The sequence below is a fragment of the Amycolatopsis japonica genome (genome assembly GCF_000732925.1).
GTDB classification, from domain to species: Bacteria; Actinomycetota; Actinomycetes; order Mycobacteriales; family Pseudonocardiaceae; genus Amycolatopsis; species Amycolatopsis japonica.
Genome location: NZ_CP008953.1, coordinates 579,011 through 597,316, shown reverse-complemented (window position 1 = coordinate 597,316; position 18,306 = coordinate 579,011). Strand labels below are relative to the sequence as shown.

Sequence of the window (18,306 nt, the reverse complement as noted above, 5' to 3'; positions counted from 1 at the left end):
GAGGACGAAATGCCGGGGGTTACCTCGGGGGTAATCGACACGGGGCGCGGTGCCGGGCACGCTCGGCACCATGATCGACGCAGAAGGCACCGCGCTCTTCCACCGGACCATGCCGCTCACCGAGCGGCTCGGCATCGAGGTACTGGAGCATTCCCCCGCGGCCGTGCGCGCCCGGATCGCCTGGGACGAAACGCTCTGCACGCTCGGCGGCGTACTGCACGGCGGCACGCTGATGGCGCTCGCCGATGCCACGGGCGCGGTCTGCGCGTTCCTCAACCTGCCCGAGGGCGCCCAAGGCACGACCACCGTCGAGTCGAAGACGAACTTCCTGCGCGCGGTCCGGTCCGGTCACGCCACGGCCACCGCGAAGCCGCTGCACGCGGGCCGCAAGCTCATCGTGGTGGAAACCGAAATCCGCGACGACGAGGGCAAGCTGGTCGCGAAAGTGACACAGACGCAGGCCGTCTTGTAGGCAACTGTTTACATACCTCGCGCGACCGGCGAAAATCCCTTCCCTACTGGGTGGAATCGAGGGATGGAGCCGGGATGCGCAGACGAGGGCTGGTCACGCTGCTGACGATCGCGACGATGACCGCGGTGACGGCACAGACGGCGGAAGCGGGTCCCGGCCGTCCGGACGACGAGTCGATCGACTACCACGAATGGTCCGGTCACGCCGGTTTCCGCGACGGCAGGCTCGAAGGGCTCGGCCTCGACCACGGCGCCCTGCGCATCGACCGCCCGATCGGCACGATCGAGCACACCGAACCCGTGCTCGGCACCACGAAGACCTACGAATACGGCCAATGGACGTCGCGGAGCCACACGCAGGGCTTCGACGCCTCGCAGCTGGTCGCTTCGTGGAACGCGAAGACGCCGGCCAAGACCTGGGTCAAGGTGGAGGCGAAGGGCCGCACCGCGTCGGGCGCCGAGACCTCCTGGTACGTCATGGGCCGCTGGGCCAGCGGGGACGCCGACATCAAACGCACCAGCGTCGACGGGCAGAGCGACGCCAACGCCGCGGTCGACGTCGACACGCTGGTCATGAAGGCGGGCGTCGCGCTTCGCTCGTACCAGCTGCGGGTCAGCCTGTACCGCGAGGCCGGCTCCCACGCCACGCCGTCGGTGACGTCGGTCGGCGCGATGACGTCGCTGGTCCCGGACCGCTTCGAGGTCCAGGCGACCAAGCCGGGCCGCGCCACCGGGATCGAACTCAAGGTGCCCGCCTACGCGCAGAACCTCCACAAAGGACAGTTCCCGGAGTACGGCGGTGGCGGCGAGAACTGGTGCAGCCCGACGTCCACCGAAATGGTCGCCGAGTACTGGGGCAAACGGCCCAAGCCCGAAGACATGAAGTGGATCCCGGAGGGTTACGTCGATCCGACCGTCGCGTACGCCGCCCGCTACACGTTCGACTACGCCTACGACGGAACCGGCAACTGGCCGTTCAACACCGCGTACGCCGCTTCACTCGGACTGCGTGGGCACATCACCCGTTTGCACTCCTTGAACGAACTCGAGAAGTACATCGCGCGCGGCATCCCGGTGATCACGTCGCAGTCGTTCAAGGCCGAGGAACTCGACGGCGCGGGCTACGGCACCGCCGGGCACATCATGGTCGTCGTCGGCTTCACCAAGGACGGTGACGTGATCGCGAACGACCCGGCGGCGAGCAGCAACGACCGGGTCCGGAATGTCTACAAGCGACACCAGTTCGAAACGATTTGGCAGCGCACCAAGCGGTACAACACGAATGGCGGCGTTTCCAGTGGTCCGGGCGGCGTCGCTTACATCATCACGCCTGGGCACTGAACCGATACCGCACCCGAGCGGATGTCGCGATCCGGGTCGGCTTCGTGGCAAGCTGCGAAGTCGACTACTCGGAGGTGGGCATGCCGTACGAGGTCCAGGGCGTCGTTTCCCGCGCCAAGGGTGAGCCGGTCTCGCTGGAGCCCGTGACGGTGCCCGATCCCGGGCCCGGCGAGGCCGTCGTCTCGGTCAAGGCGTGCGGCGTCTGCCATACCGACCTGCACTACCGCGAGGGCGGGATCAACGACGAGTTCCCGTTCCTGCTCGGCCACGAGGCCGCGGGGTTCGTGGAGGCCGTCGGCGAAGGCGTGACGGATCTCGAACCCGGCGATTACGTGATCCTGAACTGGCGCGCGGTCTGCGGCACCTGCCGCGCCTGCCGCCGGGGCAGGCCCTGGTACTGCTTCTCCACGTTCAACGCCGCCCAGCCGATGACGCTGGCCGACGGCACCGCCCTGTCGCCCGCGCTCGGCGTCGGGGCGTTCCTCGAAAAGACGCTCGTCCACAGTGGACAATGCACGAAGGTCGACCCTGCCGCCGAGCCCGCCGTCGCCGGACTGCTCGGCTGCGGGGTGATGGCAGGCCTCGGCGCCGCGTTGAACACCGGTGCGGTGAGCCGCGGCGATTCCGTCGCGGTCATCGGCTGCGGCGGTGTCGGCGACGCCGCGATCGCGGGGGCGAACCTGGCGGATGCGAAGACCATCGTCGCCGTCGACACCGACGACCGGAAACTCGCCTGGGCCAAGGACTTCGGCGCCACGCACACGCTGAACAGCAAGGGACTGAGCGAAGACCAGGTCGTCGAGGCGATCCGGGAGTTCACCGATTCGTTCGGCGCGGACGTCGTGATCGACGCGGTCGGCAGGCCCGAAACGTGGCGGCAGGCGTTCTACGGGCGCGATCTGGCGGGCACGGTGGTGCTCGTCGGCGTCCCGACCCCGGACATGCGGCTGGATCTGCCGCTGATCGACTTCTTCTCGCGCGGTGGCTCGCTCAAATCGTCGTGGTACGGCGATTGCCTGCCCTCACGCGATTTCCCGATGCTGATCGACCTCTACCTCCAGGGCAGGCTCCCGCTCGACAAGTTCGTCACCGAGCGGATCGCCCTCGACGGCGTCGAGCAGGCCTTCGGACGCATGCATGCCGGAGACGTCCTCCGCAGCGTGGTGACGTGGTGAAACTCTTCACCGACGCCGATTTCCCGGCCGATCCGTATCCGGGAGCGCGGCCGGGGCATTCGTTCGTCCACTTCGACGGTGCCGGGCACAGTCTCGACACCGCGCCGGAGGGCTGGCGCGAACGCCAGGCCGTGCTCGCGTACGGCTCCAACGCGTGCCCGTCCAAGATCACCTGGCTGCGGGAGAACATGGGCCTGGAAGGCCCGGTCGTCGTCTGTCACGCGCGCTGCACCGACCTCGCCGCGGTCTGGGCGTCCGGGCTGCGGTTCCGTGACGGGCAGCGTCCCGCGACACTGGCCGCCGCGCCGGGCGTCGTTGAGGAGCACGCCGTGTGGTTCGCGACGCCCGAACAGCTGGCCGTGCTCGACAAATGCGAGGGCAACGGCATGCGCTACAACCTGGTGCGGCTGACCGCCCCGGCCATCACGCTCGACGATGGAACCGTGCTCGACGACGTGGTGGCGTACGTCGGCGCCGCGGACATCCGCCTGCCGATCCTGGTGGACGGCAGGCATATCCGCGTCGCCGACCTCGAACAGCGCCGGGCCGCGGCGCTGGACGGGATCCCCGCCGAAACGCACGGTCTGGACTGCACGCTGGTCGAGGCCGGGACGCTGATCAGACGAGTTTCCCGGGATTGAGGATCCCGCTCGGATCGACGGCCTTCTTCGCCGCACGCAACACTTCGACGCCGATCTCGCCGATCTCCGCCGCCAGATACCGCGCGTGGTCGGCGCCGACGGCGTGGTGATGCGAGATCGTGCCGATGCCGGTGATCGCCTCCGACGCGGCCGCCTTCGCCCGCTGCCATTGGGCGATCGGGTCGGCCTCGTCGCGTGGCGTGAGCACGGTGAAGTACAGCGACGCGCCCGTTTCGTAGGCATGCGAGACGTGGCACATGATGATGGCGTTGCCGAGGGTCGCGGTGAGCGCGGCGCGGACGGCGTCCCGCAGGTCGCTCAGTTCCGCCCAGTACGCGGCGGTTTCCAGGGTTTCGACGCAGACACCGTTGTCCATCAAGGCATCCCGCTGCCGAGGTCCGGAGAACCGGCCGCGTCGCCAGGATTCGCCGAGCGCGGCCCCGATCCGGACGGCGCCGAACTCCTTCAGCACGCCGACGGTCCCCTGCCGTCGCCGGGCGACCTCGCGTTTCGACCCGCCTTCCCAGCCGACGATCAGCAGGCATGGCGCGTGCACTCCCCGTGCCTTGAGATACCGGCGCAACGCCTTGGTCTTCACACTGTCGTTGAGCGCGAGCGAAACCTCGCTCTCGTCCACATCGGACAGTCGCGTGACGTCCGCGAGCACGTGTCGCTGGGCGAGTTCGCGGACCGCGTCGGTGCCCTTCTCCCAGCCATCGAGGACGAAACCCTCGTAACGGCGGACTTCCGGCACCGGACGGACGCGGAGGGCGACCTCGGTGATCACGCCGAGCGCGCCTTCGCTGCCGACGGCGAGCTGCCGCAGGTCCGGTCCCGCGGCCGAAGCCGGCGCGACGCCGAGTTTCCATTCCCCGCGCGGGGTCGCGAGCCGGACGCCCTTGACCATGTCCTCGAACCGGCCGTAGCCCGACGAGGCCTGTCCGGCGGACCGGGTCGCGGCGAATCCGCCGATGGTGGCGCGTTCGTAGGACTGCGGCACGTGCCCGAGGGTGAAACCGTGCGCGGCGAGCAGCCGGTCGGCCTCCGGGCCGGTGACCCCCGCCTGCAGGACCGCGATCCGGGAAACGGGATCGACCGAGACCAGTTCGCCGAGCCGGGTGAGGTCGAGTGCGATCACCGAGGTCTTGTCACCGCGCAGTGCGGCGACACCGCCGACCACCGACGTCCCGCCGCCGAACGGGACGACGCCGACGTCGTACCGTGCGCAGATTTCCAGTACCGACTGGACTTCGGCGGGATTCTCCGGCAGGACGACGGCGTCCGGCACCGGAAAATCACCGAACCCCCGGCGCCGTATCAAGTCCAGATAGGACAGACCACTGGCTCGCGCGAGCCGTTCCCCCGGCGCCGTCAGGACGTGCCCGGCGCCGACGAGTTCTTCGAGGTCTCGCTTGGGCCGCTCGTCCAGCACCGGTTCGGGAACGGACAGCGCCGAATCGGGCGCGAAGGGCGCCGCGGAGCCCAACGGCCCGATACGCTGGACGAGCCACCTCAGGGCCTTGGCCGGAAGGTGGGCGGCGTCACCGGCCTCGGGCGTCCAGGATCGTCTTAACCGGTGGTCAATAAGCTCGGTCACGACTACAGTGTTACATATGGACGTAAAACGTCACTCACCTGCGGAAACAGGCGTTTCGGCGCTGGCGGACACCCGATCCCGCCAGGCCTCGACACGTGTGTCCGACGACGTTCTGCTCGACGCCGCGAAGAAGTGCGTGCTCGCCGTCGGTGTGCGGCGGACCACCCTCGCCGAGATCGCCCGGACCGCCAAGGTCAGCCGGATGACCGTCTACCGCCGGTTCCCGGACGTGCGCAGTGTGCTCGCGACCCTCATGACCCGCGAGTTCGGCGGCCTGCTGCAGGGCGCCGCGGAACCCGAGGTCGAGCCCGCCCACTTCCGCGAGAAGCTCGTCCAGAGTTCTTCGGCCGCCGTCGCCGCGCTGTCGGGTGACCCGCTGTTCCGCACTCTGCTGGACCTCGATTCCGAACTGGTCCTGCCCTACATCGTCGAACGGTTCGGGAAGACCCAGCGCTTCGCCGAAGGCGTGATCCTGCACCTGCTGAAGTCGGGCCACGAGGACGGGTCGATCCGCAAGGGTGACCTGGCCGCGCAGGCTCGCACCTTGCTGCTGCTCATCCAGTCCTTCGCCTTCTCGTACCGTCCCGCCATCGCGGACGTGGATGAGAAGAAGCTGATGGCGGAGTTCGCCAACGTGCTCGACGCGGCGCTGCGCCCGTGACGCCGGGCTCGCTCAACGCTCTGCGGCGCGACCGGGAACTCACGGCGCTGGCCGGCGGCGAGCGGGTCGATCTGGTGGTGGTCGGCGGCGGTGTCACCGGCACCGGCATCGCGCTGGACGCGGCCGCGCGCGGGCTTTCGGTCGCCCTGATCGAGGCGTACGACCTGGCGTACGGCACGTCGCGCTGGTCCAGCAAGCTGGTCCACGGCGGGCTCCGGTATCTCGCCAAGGGCGATCTGGCGCTGGCGCACGAAAGCGCCGTCGAACGCGGCATCCTGATGACCCGCACCGCCCCGCATCTCACCAGGGCGATCCCGCAGCTGTTCCCCATGTACCGCAAGACCTCTCGCGGTCAACAGGCCTTCATCATGACCGGTCTCGTGGCCGGCGACGGCCTTCGCCGCGCGGCCGGCACCCCGGCGTCGGTGCTGCCCCGGCCGAGGTCGATCCCGGCCGCGGAAGCGCTCGCGCTCGCGCCCGGCCTTTCCCCGCAAGGCCTGCGCGGGGCACTGCTGGCCTACGACGGCGCGCTGACCGACGACGCGCGCCTGGTGGTGAGCCTCGCCCGCACGGCCGCGGCACGTGGCGCGAAGATCCTGACGAGGGTCGAGGCGCTCCGGCTCGACGCGGAATCGGTACTGGCGCGGGACAGGCTCACCGGACACGAGATCGAGATCCACGCCCGGCAGGTGATCAACGCGACAGGTGTCTGGGCGGGCGAGCTGGCGGAGTCGGTCCGGCTGCGGCCGTCTCGCGGCTCGCACCTCATCCTGGCCACGGGAGCGGCGCGGATCGGCGCGACGTCGGTCAACGTGCCCGTCCCCGGCGAGAACAACCGCTTCGTCTTCCTGCTGCCGCAACCGGACGGCCGCGTATTCGTCGGGGTCACCGACGAGCCGATCGACGGGCCGGTGCCGCGGGTGCCGACCGTGCCGGAGTCCGATGTGGACTTCCTGCTCGAAGTGGCCTCAACGGCGTTCACCCGCCCGCTGACCCGCGCCGACGTCGCGGGCTCGTTCGCCGGTCTTCGGCCGCTGGTCGAAGGCGGTGGCGGACGGAGCGCGGATCTTTCCCGCAAGCACGCGGTGGTGACCGGAGCCGACGGCGTGCTCACCGTCGTCGGCGGGAAGTTGACGACGTACCGGAAGATGGCCGAAGACGCCGTCGATGCCGCGCTGAAGCGGTCCGGGCTCCTCGCCGGGCCGTCGACGACGTCCCGGCTCCCGTTGCTCGGCGCGACCCCGCGCGATCGTCTATCCACTGTGGACGCGCCGCCTCGGCTCGTCGCGAAGTACGGCACCGAGGCGCCGCGGGTCGCGGCGCTCGGCGAGGTCGACCCGGAACTGGGGCTGCCCCTGTTCGACGGGACCGACATCAGCGCGGCGGAGGTCGTCTGGGCAGTGCGACACGAGGGCGCGCTCGACGTCGAGGACGTCCTGGACCGCCGCACCCGGCTCGGCCTGGTCGCCCCCGACGCGGCGGCCGCCCGCGCCCACGTCCGAGAACTTGTCGACAAGTCGCTCGCCGGCCTCGCCTGACCTCCCGCATTTAGTCCTCTCAATGCGGCGAGTCATGCCCTCAGCTTGACGAGTCGTTGGGTTTTTGCAACAGTATGTTCCATGAGCCCGGTCAGACGCGGCAAAGAGCTGCCGATCTACAACCGGCTTCCCGTGCTCCGGGCCGAGCGTGGACTGAGCAGGGCCGCCCTCGCGACGGCCGTCGAGGTCAATCCGCAGACCATCGGCGCGCTCGAACGGGGAGACCACTACCCGAGCTTGGACCTGGCGTTCCGCATCTGCGCGGTGTTCGACCTCCCGGTCGAAGCCGTGTTCAGCCGCGAACCGTTCACGCCGCTGTCCACTCAGGTCTACCGGGAGGGGGGAACATGAGCGAGGAACGAGGCCGTCTCGCGGCGTACTGGGACCGTCAGCAGGAACGGCTGGACGAGGTGGAACGCAAGCGAGCGCTGAAGCTGCCGACGTGGCGCACGCGGAAACGGCGGCGGGCGTTGAGCGCGCTGGTCGTGGCGGGCGATCTGGTCCTGATCGCCGGAGCGGTCTTCTACCAGACAGGGCAGACAGGAGGCTTCCTCGTGTGCTGGCTCGGCGGGGGTGCCGTGGCCGGTGGCGCGCAGTACCTGCTGCGGATCCTCACCGGCAAGATGAGCGGCGGTTTCTCGATGCGGCTCGATGAGCGCGAGCGGGAGATGCGCCACCGCGTCACCTATGTCAGCTACCAGATCCTGGTGACGATGATGCTGTTCGCGGTGCTGTACGGCCTCCTGGTCCCCGGCCCCAAGGCCGGCGGCGCGATGATGGCCTGCGCGCTGCTGATCACCGGCACCACGGTGTCCGCCATCATCCTGGGCTGGTCGCTGCCGGACGACGACCCCGAGGACTTCGAAGGGGTGAGCCCGGCATGACCACCACCAGGACGCGCTCGGATCGCCGACGGCTCGCCGTCGCGGCCGTGATCGGCCATCTGGTCGTGATCGCCGGTGCCGCGCTGCTGCGCGAGCCGACCTTGTGGTTCGCCGTGGGCCTGATGGGGCCGGGGCTGTGTCTCTGCGTCGGCGCGGCGACGGTGCTGCGCAAGGCCGTCGGCAGGCCGGGCTCCGCGGCGAAGGATCTCGACGAACGCGAACTGCTGCTGCGAAACCGCGCGCACTACGCTGCGTTCCAGGGGATCTGCGTGCTGATGCTGGTGGATCTCGGGTACGGGCTTTACGCGGCGGGGCAACCGGATTCCGGTTCGCTGCTGTCCGCGATGACAGCGGCGTTGTTCGTCTTCGGGACGTCGCTACCGGCGCTGTGGCTCGCGTGGCGGCTGCCGGACGACGACCCCGAAGACTTCGAGGGGGTGGCTCCGGCATGACCGGGGACAAGAAGCGGCACAAGATGTCCATCGGCGTGGTCGCCGTCGTGCTGGTGGCGGGTGGGGTCCTCGCCGGCGCGGGGAGGGCGGTCCTGGTCTACCGGGCCACCTCGGTGGTGAGCAACGTCAAGCTGGACGGGCTGATCGAACGGAACCGCACGATTTCCGGCGTCCATCGGGGATTCGCGGCGCTGGTGCGGTATTTCGAAGAGGGGAAGTGGAAATGAGCGAGGGGAAGCTGGAGATCGACAAGGTCTCCAAACGCTACGGCGCGAAGGTCGCGCTGGACGAGGTGAGCTTCGAGGTCCAGCCCGGTGAGCTGTTCGGCTTCGTCGGCAGCAACGGCGCGGGCAAGACCACCACGATGCGGATCCTGCTCGGGGTGCTGGCGGCCGATTCCGGCCAGGTGCGCTTCGGCGGCGCCCCGATCACCCACGAGACCCGCACGCATATCGGGTACATGCCGGAGGAACGCGGGCTGTACCCGAAGATGAAGGTGCTGGAGCAGCTGGTCTATCTCGCCGAGCTGCACGGGATGTCGGCCAACGACGCCCACCGCAGCGCCGAGAACTGGATCGCCAGGCTCGGGCTGACCGAACGGCGCAAGGACGAGGTCCAGAAGCTGAGCCTCGGCAACCAGCAGCGCGTGCAGCTCGCCGCCGCGCTGGTGCACGATCCGAAGGTCCTCGTGCTGGACGAGCCGTTCTCCGGCCTCGACCCGCTGGCCGTGGACGTGATGAGCGGGGTGCTGCGGGAGAAGGCCGCGACCGGGGTGCCGGTGGTGTTCTCCAGTCACCAGCTGGATCTGGTCGAGCGGCTGTGCGACCGCGTCGGCATCATCCGAAGTGGACGGATGGTCGCCTCCGGCACCGTCGGGGAGCTGACCGCCGGTGCGGGCAACGGGCTCGTCGTCACCGCTCCCGGTGCCGCACCCGGCTGGGCTTCGGCCGTCCCTGGCGTCCGGACGATCGAGCAGAACGGCCCGACGACGATCCTCGAACTCGAGACGGGTGCCGACGACCAGGCCGTGCTCGCCGCGGCGCTGGCCACCGGGCCGGTCACCGAATTCACCAAACGCAGGCGTTCGCTGACCGAGCTCTTCCGCGACGCCGTCGCCGAAAAGCCGGCGGCACAGGGAGTTTCCGCATGAACACCGTTTCCTCATGGCGCGCGGTCTGGCTCATCGCCAAACGCGAGCTGAACACCCGGCTGCGCACCAGGTCCTTCGTGATCGGCACCGCCGTCCTGCTGGTCATGCTGATGGGCTACGTCCTGCTGCAGTCCACGCTGATCGGCAACGAGGACAAGAGCAAGGTCGGCCTCACCGGCCAGACCGCCGGGATCGCGCAGCAGCTCAAGACCGCGGGCGAGGCGATCGGCGAGAAGATCGAGACCGTCACCGTCGCCGATCCGGCGCAGGGCCGCTCGCAGATCGAGAACGGCGACCTCGACGCGTTGCTGTCCGGCAACGCCACCGAGCTGAAGGTGCTCGTCAAGTCCGAATTGGACACCAAGCTGCGCGCGCTGCTGAACGGCGTTTCCCAGCAGGAGGTGTTGAACGGCATCCTTTCCGAAGCCCAGGAATCCCCTGAGCAGGTGATGCGCACGGTCCATCAGACGCAGGTCGAGGTCGACTCGATCAAACCGCCGGACCCCGAGAAATCGCAGCGGATGGTCATCGGGCTGATCGTCGCGGTGCTGCTGTACATGAGCATCGTGACCTACGGGACGCTGGTCGCGCAGGGTGTGGTCGAAGAGAAGTCCAGCCGGGTGGTCGAGATCCTGCTGTCGACGGTGCGGCCGTGGCATCTGTTGCTGGGCAAGGTGATCGGGCTCGGCCTGGTCGGGCTGACGCAGCTGGTGATCATCGGTGGCGCGGGGTTCATCGTCGCTTCGGCGACCGACGTGCTGACGCTGTCCGGCGTCGCGACGAGTGCCCTGCTGTGGGGTGTCGTGTGGTACCTGCTCGGGTTCCTGCTGTACGCCACCGTCTACGGCGCCATGGGTTCGCTGGTCTCCCGCCAGGAGGACACCCAGTCGGTGATCGGGCCGGTCAACATCGTGCTGATCCTCGGCTTCGTCGTCGGGTTCAACCTGCTGGCCCAGGCGCCGGAAGGCACGGCCACCAAGGTGCTTTCCCTGGTACCGCTGCTTTCCCCGGTGCTGATGCCCGCGCGGATCGCGGCGGGCACCGTCGAGGTGTGGGAGATCGTGGCGTCGCTGGGGCTGACCGTGGGCGCCATCGCCCTGTTCACCTGGCTGGGCGCGCGGATCTACCAGAACAGCGTCCTGCGGGTCGGCAGCCGGATCAAGCTTTCGGAAGCCCTTCGCGGCTAAGCTTTGATGGCGCCGTAGCGCTCCAACGCGACCTGACGTTCGTGCGCGTGGTCGACCATCGGTGCCGGGTAGTCCTTGACGTTCTCCGGTTTGTGCACGGCCTTGCCCTGCACGGACCGGAGTTCGGGGACGTAGCGGCGGACGTAGTCACCGGCGGGGTCGAACTTCTCCCCCTGCGTCGTCGGGTTGAAGATCCGGAAGTACGGCGCGGCGTCGGTGCCGCTGCCCGCGACCCACTGCCAGTTCAGCTGGTTCGACGCGAGATCGCCGTCGACCAGATGCCGCATGAAATGCCGCGCGCCGAGCCACCACGGCAGATGCAGATCCTTGACCAGGAAGCTCGCCACGATCATCCGGACGCGGTTGTGCATCCAGCCCTCGGCGAGCAGCTGGCGCATCCCGGCGTCGACGATCGGGAACCCGGTGCGTCCCTCGCACCACCGCTGGAAGGCTTCGTCGTCGCTCTCGTGTTCCATGGCATCGAACCGGGAATCGTAGTTCTTCCGCGCGGTTTCGGGGCGGTGCCACAGAACGTCGGCGTGGAACTCGCGCCAGGCGAACTCGCCGCGCAATGCCTTGGCGCCGGAGCCCTCGTTCCCGGCGAGGTCGGCCAGCAGGGTGCGCGGGTGGACGCAACCCCAGCGCAGATACGGTGAAAGCCTTGTCGTACCGGGACGATCGGGACGATCGCGATCCTCGTCGTAGGTTTCGAGGCCGTCGTCCAGGAACTCGCGCCAGCGCTCCAGCGCCGCCTTCTCGCCGGGCTCGGGCAGCTCCATCCCTTTGAGCGACGGGGATTTCGGAAGCTTGACCGAAGGCGGCGGCTCCACCCAGTCCACAATGGACTTACCGGTGTCGGCGGGGCGCGGCCAGCCGTGCCGCACCCACGCACGGTAGAACGGGGTGAACACGCGGTACGGGTCGCCATCGGGCTTGGTGATGCGGCCGGGCGTGATCGCGTACGACGAACCCGTCTCGACCCAGGCGATGTCGTGCTCCGCCAACGCCTTCTCGACCTCGTCGTCGCGGCGGCGGCCGTACGGGCCGGTGTCGGCGCTGACGTGCACGGCCGCGGCGCCGACCTCGCGCGCGGCCTTGACGACCTCCTTGACCGGATCGCCCTTGACCAGCATCAGCCGTCCGCCGAGCTGGTCGTCCAGCGCCTTCAGGCAGCCGTGCAGGAACGCGACGCGCGGGGCGCCGGAGGGTTTGAGGAGCGCGTCGTCGAGGACGTACAGCGCGAGGACGTGCTTGCTGTGCTTCGAGGCCTCCAGCAGGGCGGCGTGGTCTCCGAGGCGGAGATCGCGGCGGAACCACAGCACTACGGGGGCTTCTCTGGTCACTCCGGCAACCCTAAGCGGTACCGCCGGTGGGCGCAGTCCCGGATGCAATGAAAGGTCCTTTCCTCGCAAAATTTGCGAGGAAAGGACCTTTCATTGCACTTGCGGGAGGGAGGGTCAGCGCTCCGAGATGGGCGCGTAGTCCCGCGACGCGTAGCCGGTGTAGATCTGCCGCGGGCGGCCGATCTTGGTGGCCGGGTCCTGGATCATCTCGCGCCAGTGCGCGATCCAGCCCGGCAGGCGGCCGAGCGCGAACAGCACGGTGAAGTACTTCGTCGGGAAGCCGAGCGCCCGGTAGATCAGGCCGGTGTAGAAGTCGACGTTCGGGTACAGCTTGCGCTCGATGAAGTAGTCGTCCGAGAGCGCGGTCTCTTCCAGCTTCTTCGCGATGTCGAGCAGCTGGTCGCCGCCCTTGAGCTTGGAGAGGATCTCGTCCGCGGTGTTCTTGATGATCTTCGCGCGCGGGTCGTAGTTCTTGTAGACCCGGTGCCCGAAGCCCATCAGGCGGACACCCTTTTCCTTGTTCTTCACACGCTGGACGAAGTTCGCGACGTCGCCGCCCTCGGCCTGGATGCCCTCGAGCATGTCCAGGACCGCGCTGTTGGCGCCGCCGTGCAGCGGGCCGAACAGCGCGTTGATGCCGGCCGAGATCGAGGCGAACAGGTTCGCCTCGGAGGAGCCGACGAGGCGCACGGTCGAGGTGGAGCAGTTCTGCTCGTGGTCGGCGTGCAGGATGAACAGCAGGTCGAGCGCCTTGGCGACGTCCGGGTCGACCTCGTAGGGCTCGGCCGGGAAGCCGAAGGTCATCCGCAGGAAGTTCTCGACCAGGCCGAGCGAGTTGTCCGGGTACAGCAGCGGCTGGCCGACGGACTTCTTGTACGCGTACGCGGCCAGGGTCGGGACCTTGGCCAGCAGGCGGATGGTGGACAGCTCGACGTTCGGTTCGTCGAACGGGTTGAGCGAGTCCTGGTAGAAGGTCGACAGCGCGGATACGGCGCTGGACAGCACCGGCATCGGGTGCGCGTCGCGCGGGAAGCCGCTGAAGAAGGCCTTCAGGTCTTCGTGCAGCAGAGTGTGGCGCTGGATCTTCTCGGTGAACTCCGACAGCTGCGTCTGGGTGGGCAGCTCGCCGTAGATGAGCAGGTACGAGACCTCGATGAAGGTCGACTTCTCGGCCAGCTGCTCGATCGGGTACCCGCGGTAACGCAGGATGCCGGCGTCACCGTCGATGTAGGTGATGGCCGAGGACGCGGCGCCGGTGTTCACGAACCCCGGGTCGTGGGTGATGTACCCGGTCGTCGCCAGCAGCTTCCCCAGCTCGATCCCAGGCGCACCCTCCACCGGGTGGATCACCTTGAACTCGTGCTCGCCGTTGGGCAGGCGCAGCGTCGCGGTCTCGCCGGACTGCCCCGCAGCCGTCGTCGCGTCGGACATGTAAGTCCCTCTCACGTTCAGCACGGGCCGGCGGCGCCTGTAGGTTCCACAGGTACGCCCTCTTTCACGCGCGTGACCCACGGCCTCGCTGCACACCGCCCCGCTGGGGTATGAATTCCCCTCCACGCTAGTCGAGAATGGGGTCAACGCGCAGCGGGTGAGTTGCTCACAACAGCCCCTTTGGGACCAGGTTCACACGGCGGATGCCATATCTTCGGCCGTCGGCGGTTCCGCCCCGCTCCGCGACACGGTGATCGACGCCGCTTTCGCCGCGAATTCGAGCGCCGAGCGCCAGCCGTCGGCGTCGAGAGTGGACACGTCGCGCACGCCGTTCGAGTACAGCCACGCCAGGAGGGCGCCTTGCACGGTGTCACCGGCGCCGATCGTGTCGACGACGTCGACCCGGCGTGACGGGACCTGCGCGATTTCGCCCGCTCGTGTGATGACGGACAACCCCTGCGCGCCTCGGGTGAGCACGACGGCATCGACTCCGCAAGAGGTCCAGACCTTTGCCGCGTCGACCGGGTCGGCGCCTTCGGCGAGCCATTCCGTGTCGTCGTCGGAGATCTTGAGCAGGCGGACATGCGGCAGCCAGGACTCGAACCGCGCCCGGTACGCCGCCGGATCCTCGATCAGCGCCGCACGGATGTTCGGATCGAGCACGGTCAGCACGCCGCGCGCGGATTCGCGGCGCAACAGCGTTTCGTAGGTGCTCGCACCCGGCTCCAGGACCATGCCGAGGGTGCCGAGGGAGAGCGCCGTCACATCTTCGGGGAGCGGGCCCGGGTCGGCGACGAGCCGGTCCGCGGTGCCCTCGGTGTAGAAGGTGTACCGGGCGGAACCCTTCTCGTCGAGCGCGACCACGGCGAGCGTCGTCGGCTCGTTTCCCCGCTGCAGCAACGCGGTGTCGACGCCGGAGGCGTGCAGCCGGTCCACCAGCGCGACCCCGAAACGGTCGTTCGAGACGCGCGAGAGGAAACCCGTCGGGACGCCGAGCCGTCCGGCGGCGAGCGCGACGTTGTAGGGACCACCACCCATCCGGGGCAGCAGCGCGCGCAACCCACCGTCCACAGTGGAATCCAACGGTTCACCAGGAACGAGGTCGACCAGCGCCTCTCCACCCACCACGATCACGGGCGCGATGCTAGCCGAGGCGGTGGTTCCACCACCAGAATTGTCAGTTCAGGACATTTTTTGTCGCAATACCGCCAAGGAGGAGTTCCGACAGCGCGGTGAACGCTTCGGCGTCGGTCACCCCGGTGCGCTGGCCGATCACGCCGGTCTGGATTCCCTCGATGATCAGTCCCGCCATTTCCGCGATCAGCCGCGCGTGCACCTCACGGAAAACACCGTCGGTGACCCCTCGGTCGATGAACGACCGGATCCGGGCGGCCGCGGCGCGGCTGTTGAGCTGATAGGCGTCCCGCGCCGGCGCGAATTCGGCGATGTCGGTCATGAAAGCGGCCGAGGCGCGATTCAGGTATTCGGAGATCCCGGCGAGATACTCGCCGAGGATCTTGCGGGCGTCGTCGATCCCGGCGATCCGCTCCTCCAGCAGCTCGGCGGCCCCCTTGAAAAAGTGGGTGACGACCTTCACCGCGAGCTGCTCCTTGCTGGGGGCGAGCGCGTAGAGGGTCGACTTCGAGCAGCGGAGCCTCGCGGCCAGGTCGTCCAGGGTGAACTGGGAGAACCCCTCGGCGAGGAAGAGCGCTTCGAGTTCCGAGAGCAGTGCTCTCTGACGCGCGGTGGGCTGGCGGCGCGAGGTCATCGGATCACTATCCCCTACGCGAACGGTGTACCCCCAGCACCGTCTACTGTACGCTGAATCAGCCCACAGTACTGTTTTTAGTACCGTTCAGCTCGGAGGAGCCATGCCGGCGGACCGTCTGCTGCCCAGCACCGAGGCCCAGGACCTGATCGACCTGGCCAAGGAGATCGCGCGCGAGGAACTCGCGCCGATCGCGAGCAAGTACGAAGAGACCGCGCACTTCCCGCGCGAGCAGTTCCGGCTGCTCGGACAGGCCGGGCTCCTCGGCCTGCCGTACGCGGAACGCTGGGGTGGCGGCGAGCTGCCGTACGAGGTCTACCTGCAGGTTCTGGAGGAGATCGCCGCCGCGTGGATGTCGGTGGGCGTCGGGCTCTCCGTGCACACGATGTCCTGCTTCGCGCTGGCGCACCACGGCACCGACGAACAGCGTGACCGCTGGCTGCCCTCGATGCTCGAAGGCGGCCTGCTGGGCGCGTACGCGCTCTCGGAGACCCACGCCGGCTCCGACGCGGCCGCGCTGTCCACGCGCGCGCGGCTCGACGGCGGCCGGTACGTCGTGAACGGCACGAAGGCGTGGATCACCCACGCGGGTGAGGCCGACTTCTACACGACGATGGTGCGTACCAGCGACGAGGGCGGGCAGGGCATCAGCTGCCTGCTCGTCGACGCGGCGACGCCGGGCCTCTCGGCCGCGCCGCCCGAGCGGAAAATGGGCCTCACCGGCTCGACCACGGCACAGCTGATGTTCGAAGACGCCGCCGTCGACGCCGAACGCCGGATCGGCGAAGAAGGCCAGGGGCTGAAGATCGCGCTGTCGTCGCTCAGCTCCGGACGGCTGGGCATCGCCGCGTGCGCCGTCGGGCTCGCGCAGGCCGCGCTGGACGAGGCGCTCGAGTACGCGAAGGGGCGCACGCAGTTCGGGCGGCCGATCATCGAGTTCCAGGGCCTGGAGTTCCTGCTGGCCGACATGGCCGCGACCGTCGAGACGTCCCGCGCGATGTACCTCGACGCGGCCCGCCGCCGTGACCGCGGGCTGCCGTTCCAGCGGCAGGCGTCCATCGCGAAACTCGTCGCGACCGACGGCGCGATGAAGGTGACCACCGACGCCGTGCAGGTCCTCGGCGGCGCCGGCTACACGAAGGACTTCCCGGTGGAGCGGTACATGCGGGAGGCGAAGGTGCCGCAGATCTTCGAGGGCACGAACCAGATCCAGCGCATGGTGATCGCGCGGGAACTGCGGAAAGGCTGACCGCTTTCATGATCGGGCCGGGTGCACTTCGATGTGGCCGGTTTCGGTGAGCAGCGCCCGTCGCCCGGGGTAGGTGCGTTGCGCGGTTTCGACATCACGAGAGTCGAACTCGCCGACGAAGATGATCACTCCGCCGACCAGCTCGGTCTTCTCGACAGCGACGGGCCAACGATGGCGCCACTGCTCGACCGTGAAGCCCTGCTCGGGCGAAGGAAGATCAGGTCCCTTCATGGGCACAGCGTGGTGCTTGCGCATTCGCAACTCGCGCAACGCCCGTCCTCCATGATGTGAAAGCCACTTTCGCAACGTTGAAGGTTGCGAAAGATGCTCCTATTGATGTCAAGGGGTGTGGGTGAGGGTGGCGAGGTCTGCGATGAGGGCTTGGTGGATTTCGCGGGCTATGTAGCGTTTGAGGCAGCGGATGATGTGGCGTTTGGGGAGTCCTTCGGTGGTGCGTCGTTCGACGTAGGCGCGGGTGCTGGGGCAGTGGCGCATGCGGACGATGGCGATGCGGTAGAGGGCGGCGTTGGCGTGGCGGTCGCCGCCGCGGTTGAGGCGGTGGCGGGTGGTGCGGCCGCTGCTGGCGTGGATGGGTGCGGCGCCGCAGAGGTGCGCGAAGCGGGCTTCAGTGGTGATGCGGTCGGGGTTGTCGCCGGCGGTGGTCAGGAGTTGCGCGGCGGTGTCGGGGCCGACGCCGAACAGGGCGGTGGTGGCGGGCAGTGCCTGCCGGGTCAGGGTGGCCAGTTCTGTTTTGGTGTCGGTGATTTCGTCGGTGAGGTGCTGGATGCGGCGGGCGAGGCGGCGTAGCGCGGTTTTGACGGCGGTGCGCGGGTCGGTGAGGTCGGTGCCGGGGCGGAGCCGGGCGCAGGTGGTGATCAAGGTGGTGCCGGTGAGCGGGGTGAGGGTTTCGCGCAGCGCCGCGGGGGCGGTGACGATCAGGGCGTCGAGCTGGTTGAGCGCGGCGGTGCGGGACTTGACCGCTCCGTTGAGTGCTGTGCGCAGTGCGGAGATCGCCGCGGCGGGGCCAGTGCCTGCTTTCGGGGTCGTGCCGGCCTGACCGGACAGCACGGCGCGGGCGGCGTTGATCGCGTCCTGGGCATCGGTTTTCCCTGCGCGGCGGCGGGTGTGCCGGTCGGGCTGGTTGACCTCCACCACCGTGACGTCCTCGGCGGCCAGGTGGCGGGCCAGCCCGGCGCCGTAGGAACCGGTGCCCTCGACACCCACCCCGGTGACCACGCCAAACCCGCCCAACCAGGCCAGCAGAGCCGTGTATCCGGCCGTGGTGGCCGGGAACGTGCGGGTCCCCAGACACCGCCCGAGGTGATCCAGCGCGGCGGCGGTGTGGGTGTCCTTATGGGTATCGACCCCGCCGGTCACCAGGGTCGTGTCGACGGCATGCTGCTGATCGGTCATCCTGG

The 18,306-nt window shown here is 68.7% G+C and carries 20 protein-coding genes; 13 read left to right on the top strand and 7 right to left on the bottom strand.

Annotated features, from left to right (window positions below; translation table 11 throughout):
• The first annotated feature begins 70 nt into the window (after nucleotides 1-70).
• From AJAP_RS03030 to AJAP_RS03015, 4 genes are all read left to right on the top strand, one after another.
• Nucleotides 71-472 carry a PaaI family thioesterase gene (locus tag AJAP_RS03030; protein ID WP_038522282.1) on the top strand — a complete coding sequence of 134 codons (402 nt, stop codon included), beginning with the start codon at nucleotides 71-73 and terminating at the stop codon, nucleotides 470-472.
• 74 nt (nucleotides 473-546) lie between these two features.
• Nucleotides 547-1,812, top strand: a complete 1,266-nt coding sequence (locus tag AJAP_RS03025; protein WP_051972325.1) for a C39 family peptidase — start codon at nucleotides 547-549, stop codon at nucleotides 1,810-1,812.
• Nucleotides 1,813-1,892: 80 nt separating this feature from the next.
• Nucleotides 1,893-2,987, top strand: coding sequence for an S-(hydroxymethyl)mycothiol dehydrogenase (locus AJAP_RS03020; protein ID WP_038507996.1), 1,095 nt, complete (start codon nucleotides 1,893-1,895; stop codon nucleotides 2,985-2,987).
• Entirely contained in the window at nucleotides 2,981-3,628 is a 648-nt protein-coding gene (locus tag AJAP_RS03015) for a gamma-glutamylcyclotransferase family protein (RefSeq protein ID WP_038507994.1), read from the top strand. Before AJAP_RS03020 ends, AJAP_RS03015 begins: the two co-directional genes overlap by 7 nt.
• On the opposite strand, the gene AJAP_RS03010 is transcribed toward AJAP_RS03015, so the two are convergent.
• A complete protein-coding gene (locus AJAP_RS03010; protein WP_084098011.1) occupies nucleotides 3,606-5,225 on the bottom strand; it encodes an FAD-binding oxidoreductase in 1,620 nt (539 codons plus the stop codon). The genes AJAP_RS03015 and AJAP_RS03010 overlap by 23 nt on opposite strands.
• A 97-nt stretch (nucleotides 5,226-5,322) precedes the next feature.
• Here AJAP_RS03010 and AJAP_RS03005 point away from each other — a divergent pair, with 97 nt between their 5' ends.
• The 8 genes from AJAP_RS03005 to AJAP_RS02970 all read left to right on the top strand — a co-directional run bounded on the left by AJAP_RS03005 (nucleotide 5,323) and on the right by AJAP_RS02970 (nucleotide 11,097).
• Nucleotides 5,323-5,886: a TetR/AcrR family transcriptional regulator gene (locus AJAP_RS03005; protein ID WP_038507993.1), complete on the top strand. Its 564-nt coding sequence runs from the start codon at nucleotides 5,323-5,325 to the stop codon at nucleotides 5,884-5,886.
• Nucleotides 5,883-7,424, top strand: coding sequence for a glycerol-3-phosphate dehydrogenase/oxidase (locus AJAP_RS03000; RefSeq protein WP_038507992.1), 1,542 nt, complete (start codon nucleotides 5,883-5,885; stop codon nucleotides 7,422-7,424). Before AJAP_RS03005 ends, AJAP_RS03000 begins: the two co-directional genes overlap by 4 nt.
• Before the next feature lie 81 nt (nucleotides 7,425-7,505).
• A complete protein-coding gene (locus tag AJAP_RS02995) occupies nucleotides 7,506-7,775 on the top strand; it encodes a helix-turn-helix transcriptional regulator (RefSeq protein ID WP_005155992.1) in 270 nt (89 codons plus the stop codon).
• Complete coding sequence (locus AJAP_RS02990) at nucleotides 7,772-8,308, top strand: hypothetical protein (protein ID WP_038507991.1); 537 nt, start codon at nucleotides 7,772-7,774, stop codon at nucleotides 8,306-8,308. The genes AJAP_RS02995 and AJAP_RS02990 overlap by 4 nt, the downstream gene beginning before the upstream one ends.
• On the top strand, nucleotides 8,305-8,760 hold the full coding sequence (locus AJAP_RS02985) for a hypothetical protein (protein WP_038507989.1): 456 nt from the start codon (nucleotides 8,305-8,307) through the stop codon (nucleotides 8,758-8,760). Before AJAP_RS02990 ends, AJAP_RS02985 begins: the two co-directional genes overlap by 4 nt.
• A complete protein-coding gene (locus AJAP_RS02980) occupies nucleotides 8,757-8,987 on the top strand; it encodes a hypothetical protein (protein WP_038507987.1) in 231 nt (76 codons plus the stop codon). Before AJAP_RS02985 ends, AJAP_RS02980 begins: the two co-directional genes overlap by 4 nt.
• On the top strand, nucleotides 8,984-9,910 hold the full coding sequence (locus AJAP_RS02975; protein WP_038507986.1) for an ABC transporter ATP-binding protein: 927 nt from the start codon (nucleotides 8,984-8,986) through the stop codon (nucleotides 9,908-9,910). The genes AJAP_RS02980 and AJAP_RS02975 overlap by 4 nt, the downstream gene beginning before the upstream one ends.
• Complete coding sequence (locus AJAP_RS02970) at nucleotides 9,907-11,097, top strand: ABC transporter permease (RefSeq protein ID WP_038507984.1); 1,191 nt, start codon at nucleotides 9,907-9,909, stop codon at nucleotides 11,095-11,097. The genes AJAP_RS02975 and AJAP_RS02970 overlap by 4 nt, the downstream gene beginning before the upstream one ends.
• Here the strand turns inward: AJAP_RS02970 and AJAP_RS02965 are convergent.
• The 4 genes from AJAP_RS02965 to AJAP_RS02950 form a co-directional block, all read right to left on the bottom strand.
• The gene (locus AJAP_RS02965) at nucleotides 11,094-12,440 is read right to left on the bottom strand and encodes a cryptochrome/photolyase family protein (RefSeq protein WP_038507982.1); all 1,347 of its coding nucleotides are present in this window, start codon (nucleotides 12,438-12,440) and stop codon (nucleotides 11,094-11,096) included. The two genes, AJAP_RS02970 and AJAP_RS02965, sit on opposite strands and share 4 nt — an antisense overlap.
• A 114-nt stretch (nucleotides 12,441-12,554) precedes the next feature.
• The gene (locus tag AJAP_RS02960) at nucleotides 12,555-13,871 is read right to left on the bottom strand and encodes a citrate synthase (protein WP_051972324.1); all 1,317 of its coding nucleotides are present in this window, start codon (nucleotides 13,869-13,871) and stop codon (nucleotides 12,555-12,557) included.
• 192 nt (nucleotides 13,872-14,063) lie between these two features.
• On the bottom strand, nucleotides 14,064-15,005 hold the full coding sequence (locus tag AJAP_RS02955; RefSeq protein ID WP_038507980.1) for a carbohydrate kinase family protein: 942 nt from the start codon (nucleotides 15,003-15,005) through the stop codon (nucleotides 14,064-14,066).
• A 43-nt stretch (nucleotides 15,006-15,048) separates the two neighbouring features.
• Nucleotides 15,049-15,639, bottom strand: coding sequence for a TetR/AcrR family transcriptional regulator (locus AJAP_RS02950; RefSeq protein ID WP_037347986.1), 591 nt, complete (start codon nucleotides 15,637-15,639; stop codon nucleotides 15,049-15,051).
• Between the two features lie 103 nt (nucleotides 15,640-15,742).
• Between AJAP_RS02950 and AJAP_RS02945 the strand changes: the two genes are divergently transcribed.
• Complete coding sequence (locus tag AJAP_RS02945) at nucleotides 15,743-16,888, top strand: acyl-CoA dehydrogenase family protein (RefSeq protein ID WP_038507978.1); 1,146 nt, start codon at nucleotides 15,743-15,745, stop codon at nucleotides 16,886-16,888.
• Nucleotides 16,889-16,894: 6 nt separating this feature from the next.
• Here the strand turns inward: AJAP_RS02945 and AJAP_RS02940 are convergent, their stop codons facing one another.
• A complete protein-coding gene (locus tag AJAP_RS02940) occupies nucleotides 16,895-17,158 on the bottom strand; it encodes a hypothetical protein (RefSeq protein ID WP_148311439.1) in 264 nt (87 codons plus the stop codon).
• Nucleotides 17,159-17,227: 69 nt separating this feature from the next.
• A complete protein-coding gene (locus tag AJAP_RS02935; protein ID WP_038508549.1) occupies nucleotides 17,228-18,301 on the bottom strand; it encodes an IS110 family RNA-guided transposase in 1,074 nt (357 codons plus the stop codon).
• Nucleotides 18,302-18,306: the final 5 nt, after the last annotated feature.

What these genes read in the sequence shown, in the direction of transcription:
- AJAP_RS03030 (WP_038522282.1), top strand. Translation starts at nt 71, where the DNA reads ATGATCGACGCAGAAGGCACCGCGCTCTTCCACCGGACCATGCCGCTC.
- AJAP_RS03025 (WP_051972325.1), top strand. Translation starts at nt 547, where the DNA reads ATGCGCAGACGAGGGCTGGTCACGCTGCTGACGATCGCGACGATGACC.
- AJAP_RS03020 (WP_038507996.1), top strand. Translation starts at nt 1,893, where the DNA reads ATGCCGTACGAGGTCCAGGGCGTCGTTTCCCGCGCCAAGGGTGAGCCG.
- AJAP_RS02995 (WP_005155992.1), top strand. Translation starts at nt 7,506, where the DNA reads ATGAGCCCGGTCAGACGCGGCAAAGAGCTGCCGATCTACAACCGGCTT.
- AJAP_RS02990 (WP_038507991.1), top strand. Translation starts at nt 7,772, where the DNA reads ATGAGCGAGGAACGAGGCCGTCTCGCGGCGTACTGGGACCGTCAGCAG.
- AJAP_RS02985 (WP_038507989.1), top strand. Translation starts at nt 8,305, where the DNA reads ATGACCACCACCAGGACGCGCTCGGATCGCCGACGGCTCGCCGTCGCG.
- AJAP_RS02980 (WP_038507987.1), top strand. Translation starts at nt 8,757, where the DNA reads ATGACCGGGGACAAGAAGCGGCACAAGATGTCCATCGGCGTGGTCGCC.
- AJAP_RS02975 (WP_038507986.1), top strand. Translation starts at nt 8,984, where the DNA reads ATGAGCGAGGGGAAGCTGGAGATCGACAAGGTCTCCAAACGCTACGGC.
- AJAP_RS02970 (WP_038507984.1), top strand. Translation starts at nt 9,907, where the DNA reads ATGAACACCGTTTCCTCATGGCGCGCGGTCTGGCTCATCGCCAAACGC.
- AJAP_RS02960 (WP_051972324.1), bottom strand. Translation starts at nt 13,871, where the DNA reads ATGTCCGACGCGACGACGGCTGCGGGGCAGTCCGGCGAGACCGCGACG.
- AJAP_RS02950 (WP_037347986.1), bottom strand. Translation starts at nt 15,639, where the DNA reads ATGACCTCGCGCCGCCAGCCCACCGCGCGTCAGAGAGCACTGCTCTCG.
- AJAP_RS02945 (WP_038507978.1), top strand. Translation starts at nt 15,743, where the DNA reads ATGCCGGCGGACCGTCTGCTGCCCAGCACCGAGGCCCAGGACCTGATC.
- AJAP_RS02935 (WP_038508549.1), bottom strand. Translation starts at nt 18,301, where the DNA reads ATGACCGATCAGCAGCATGCCGTCGACACGACCCTGGTGACCGGCGGG.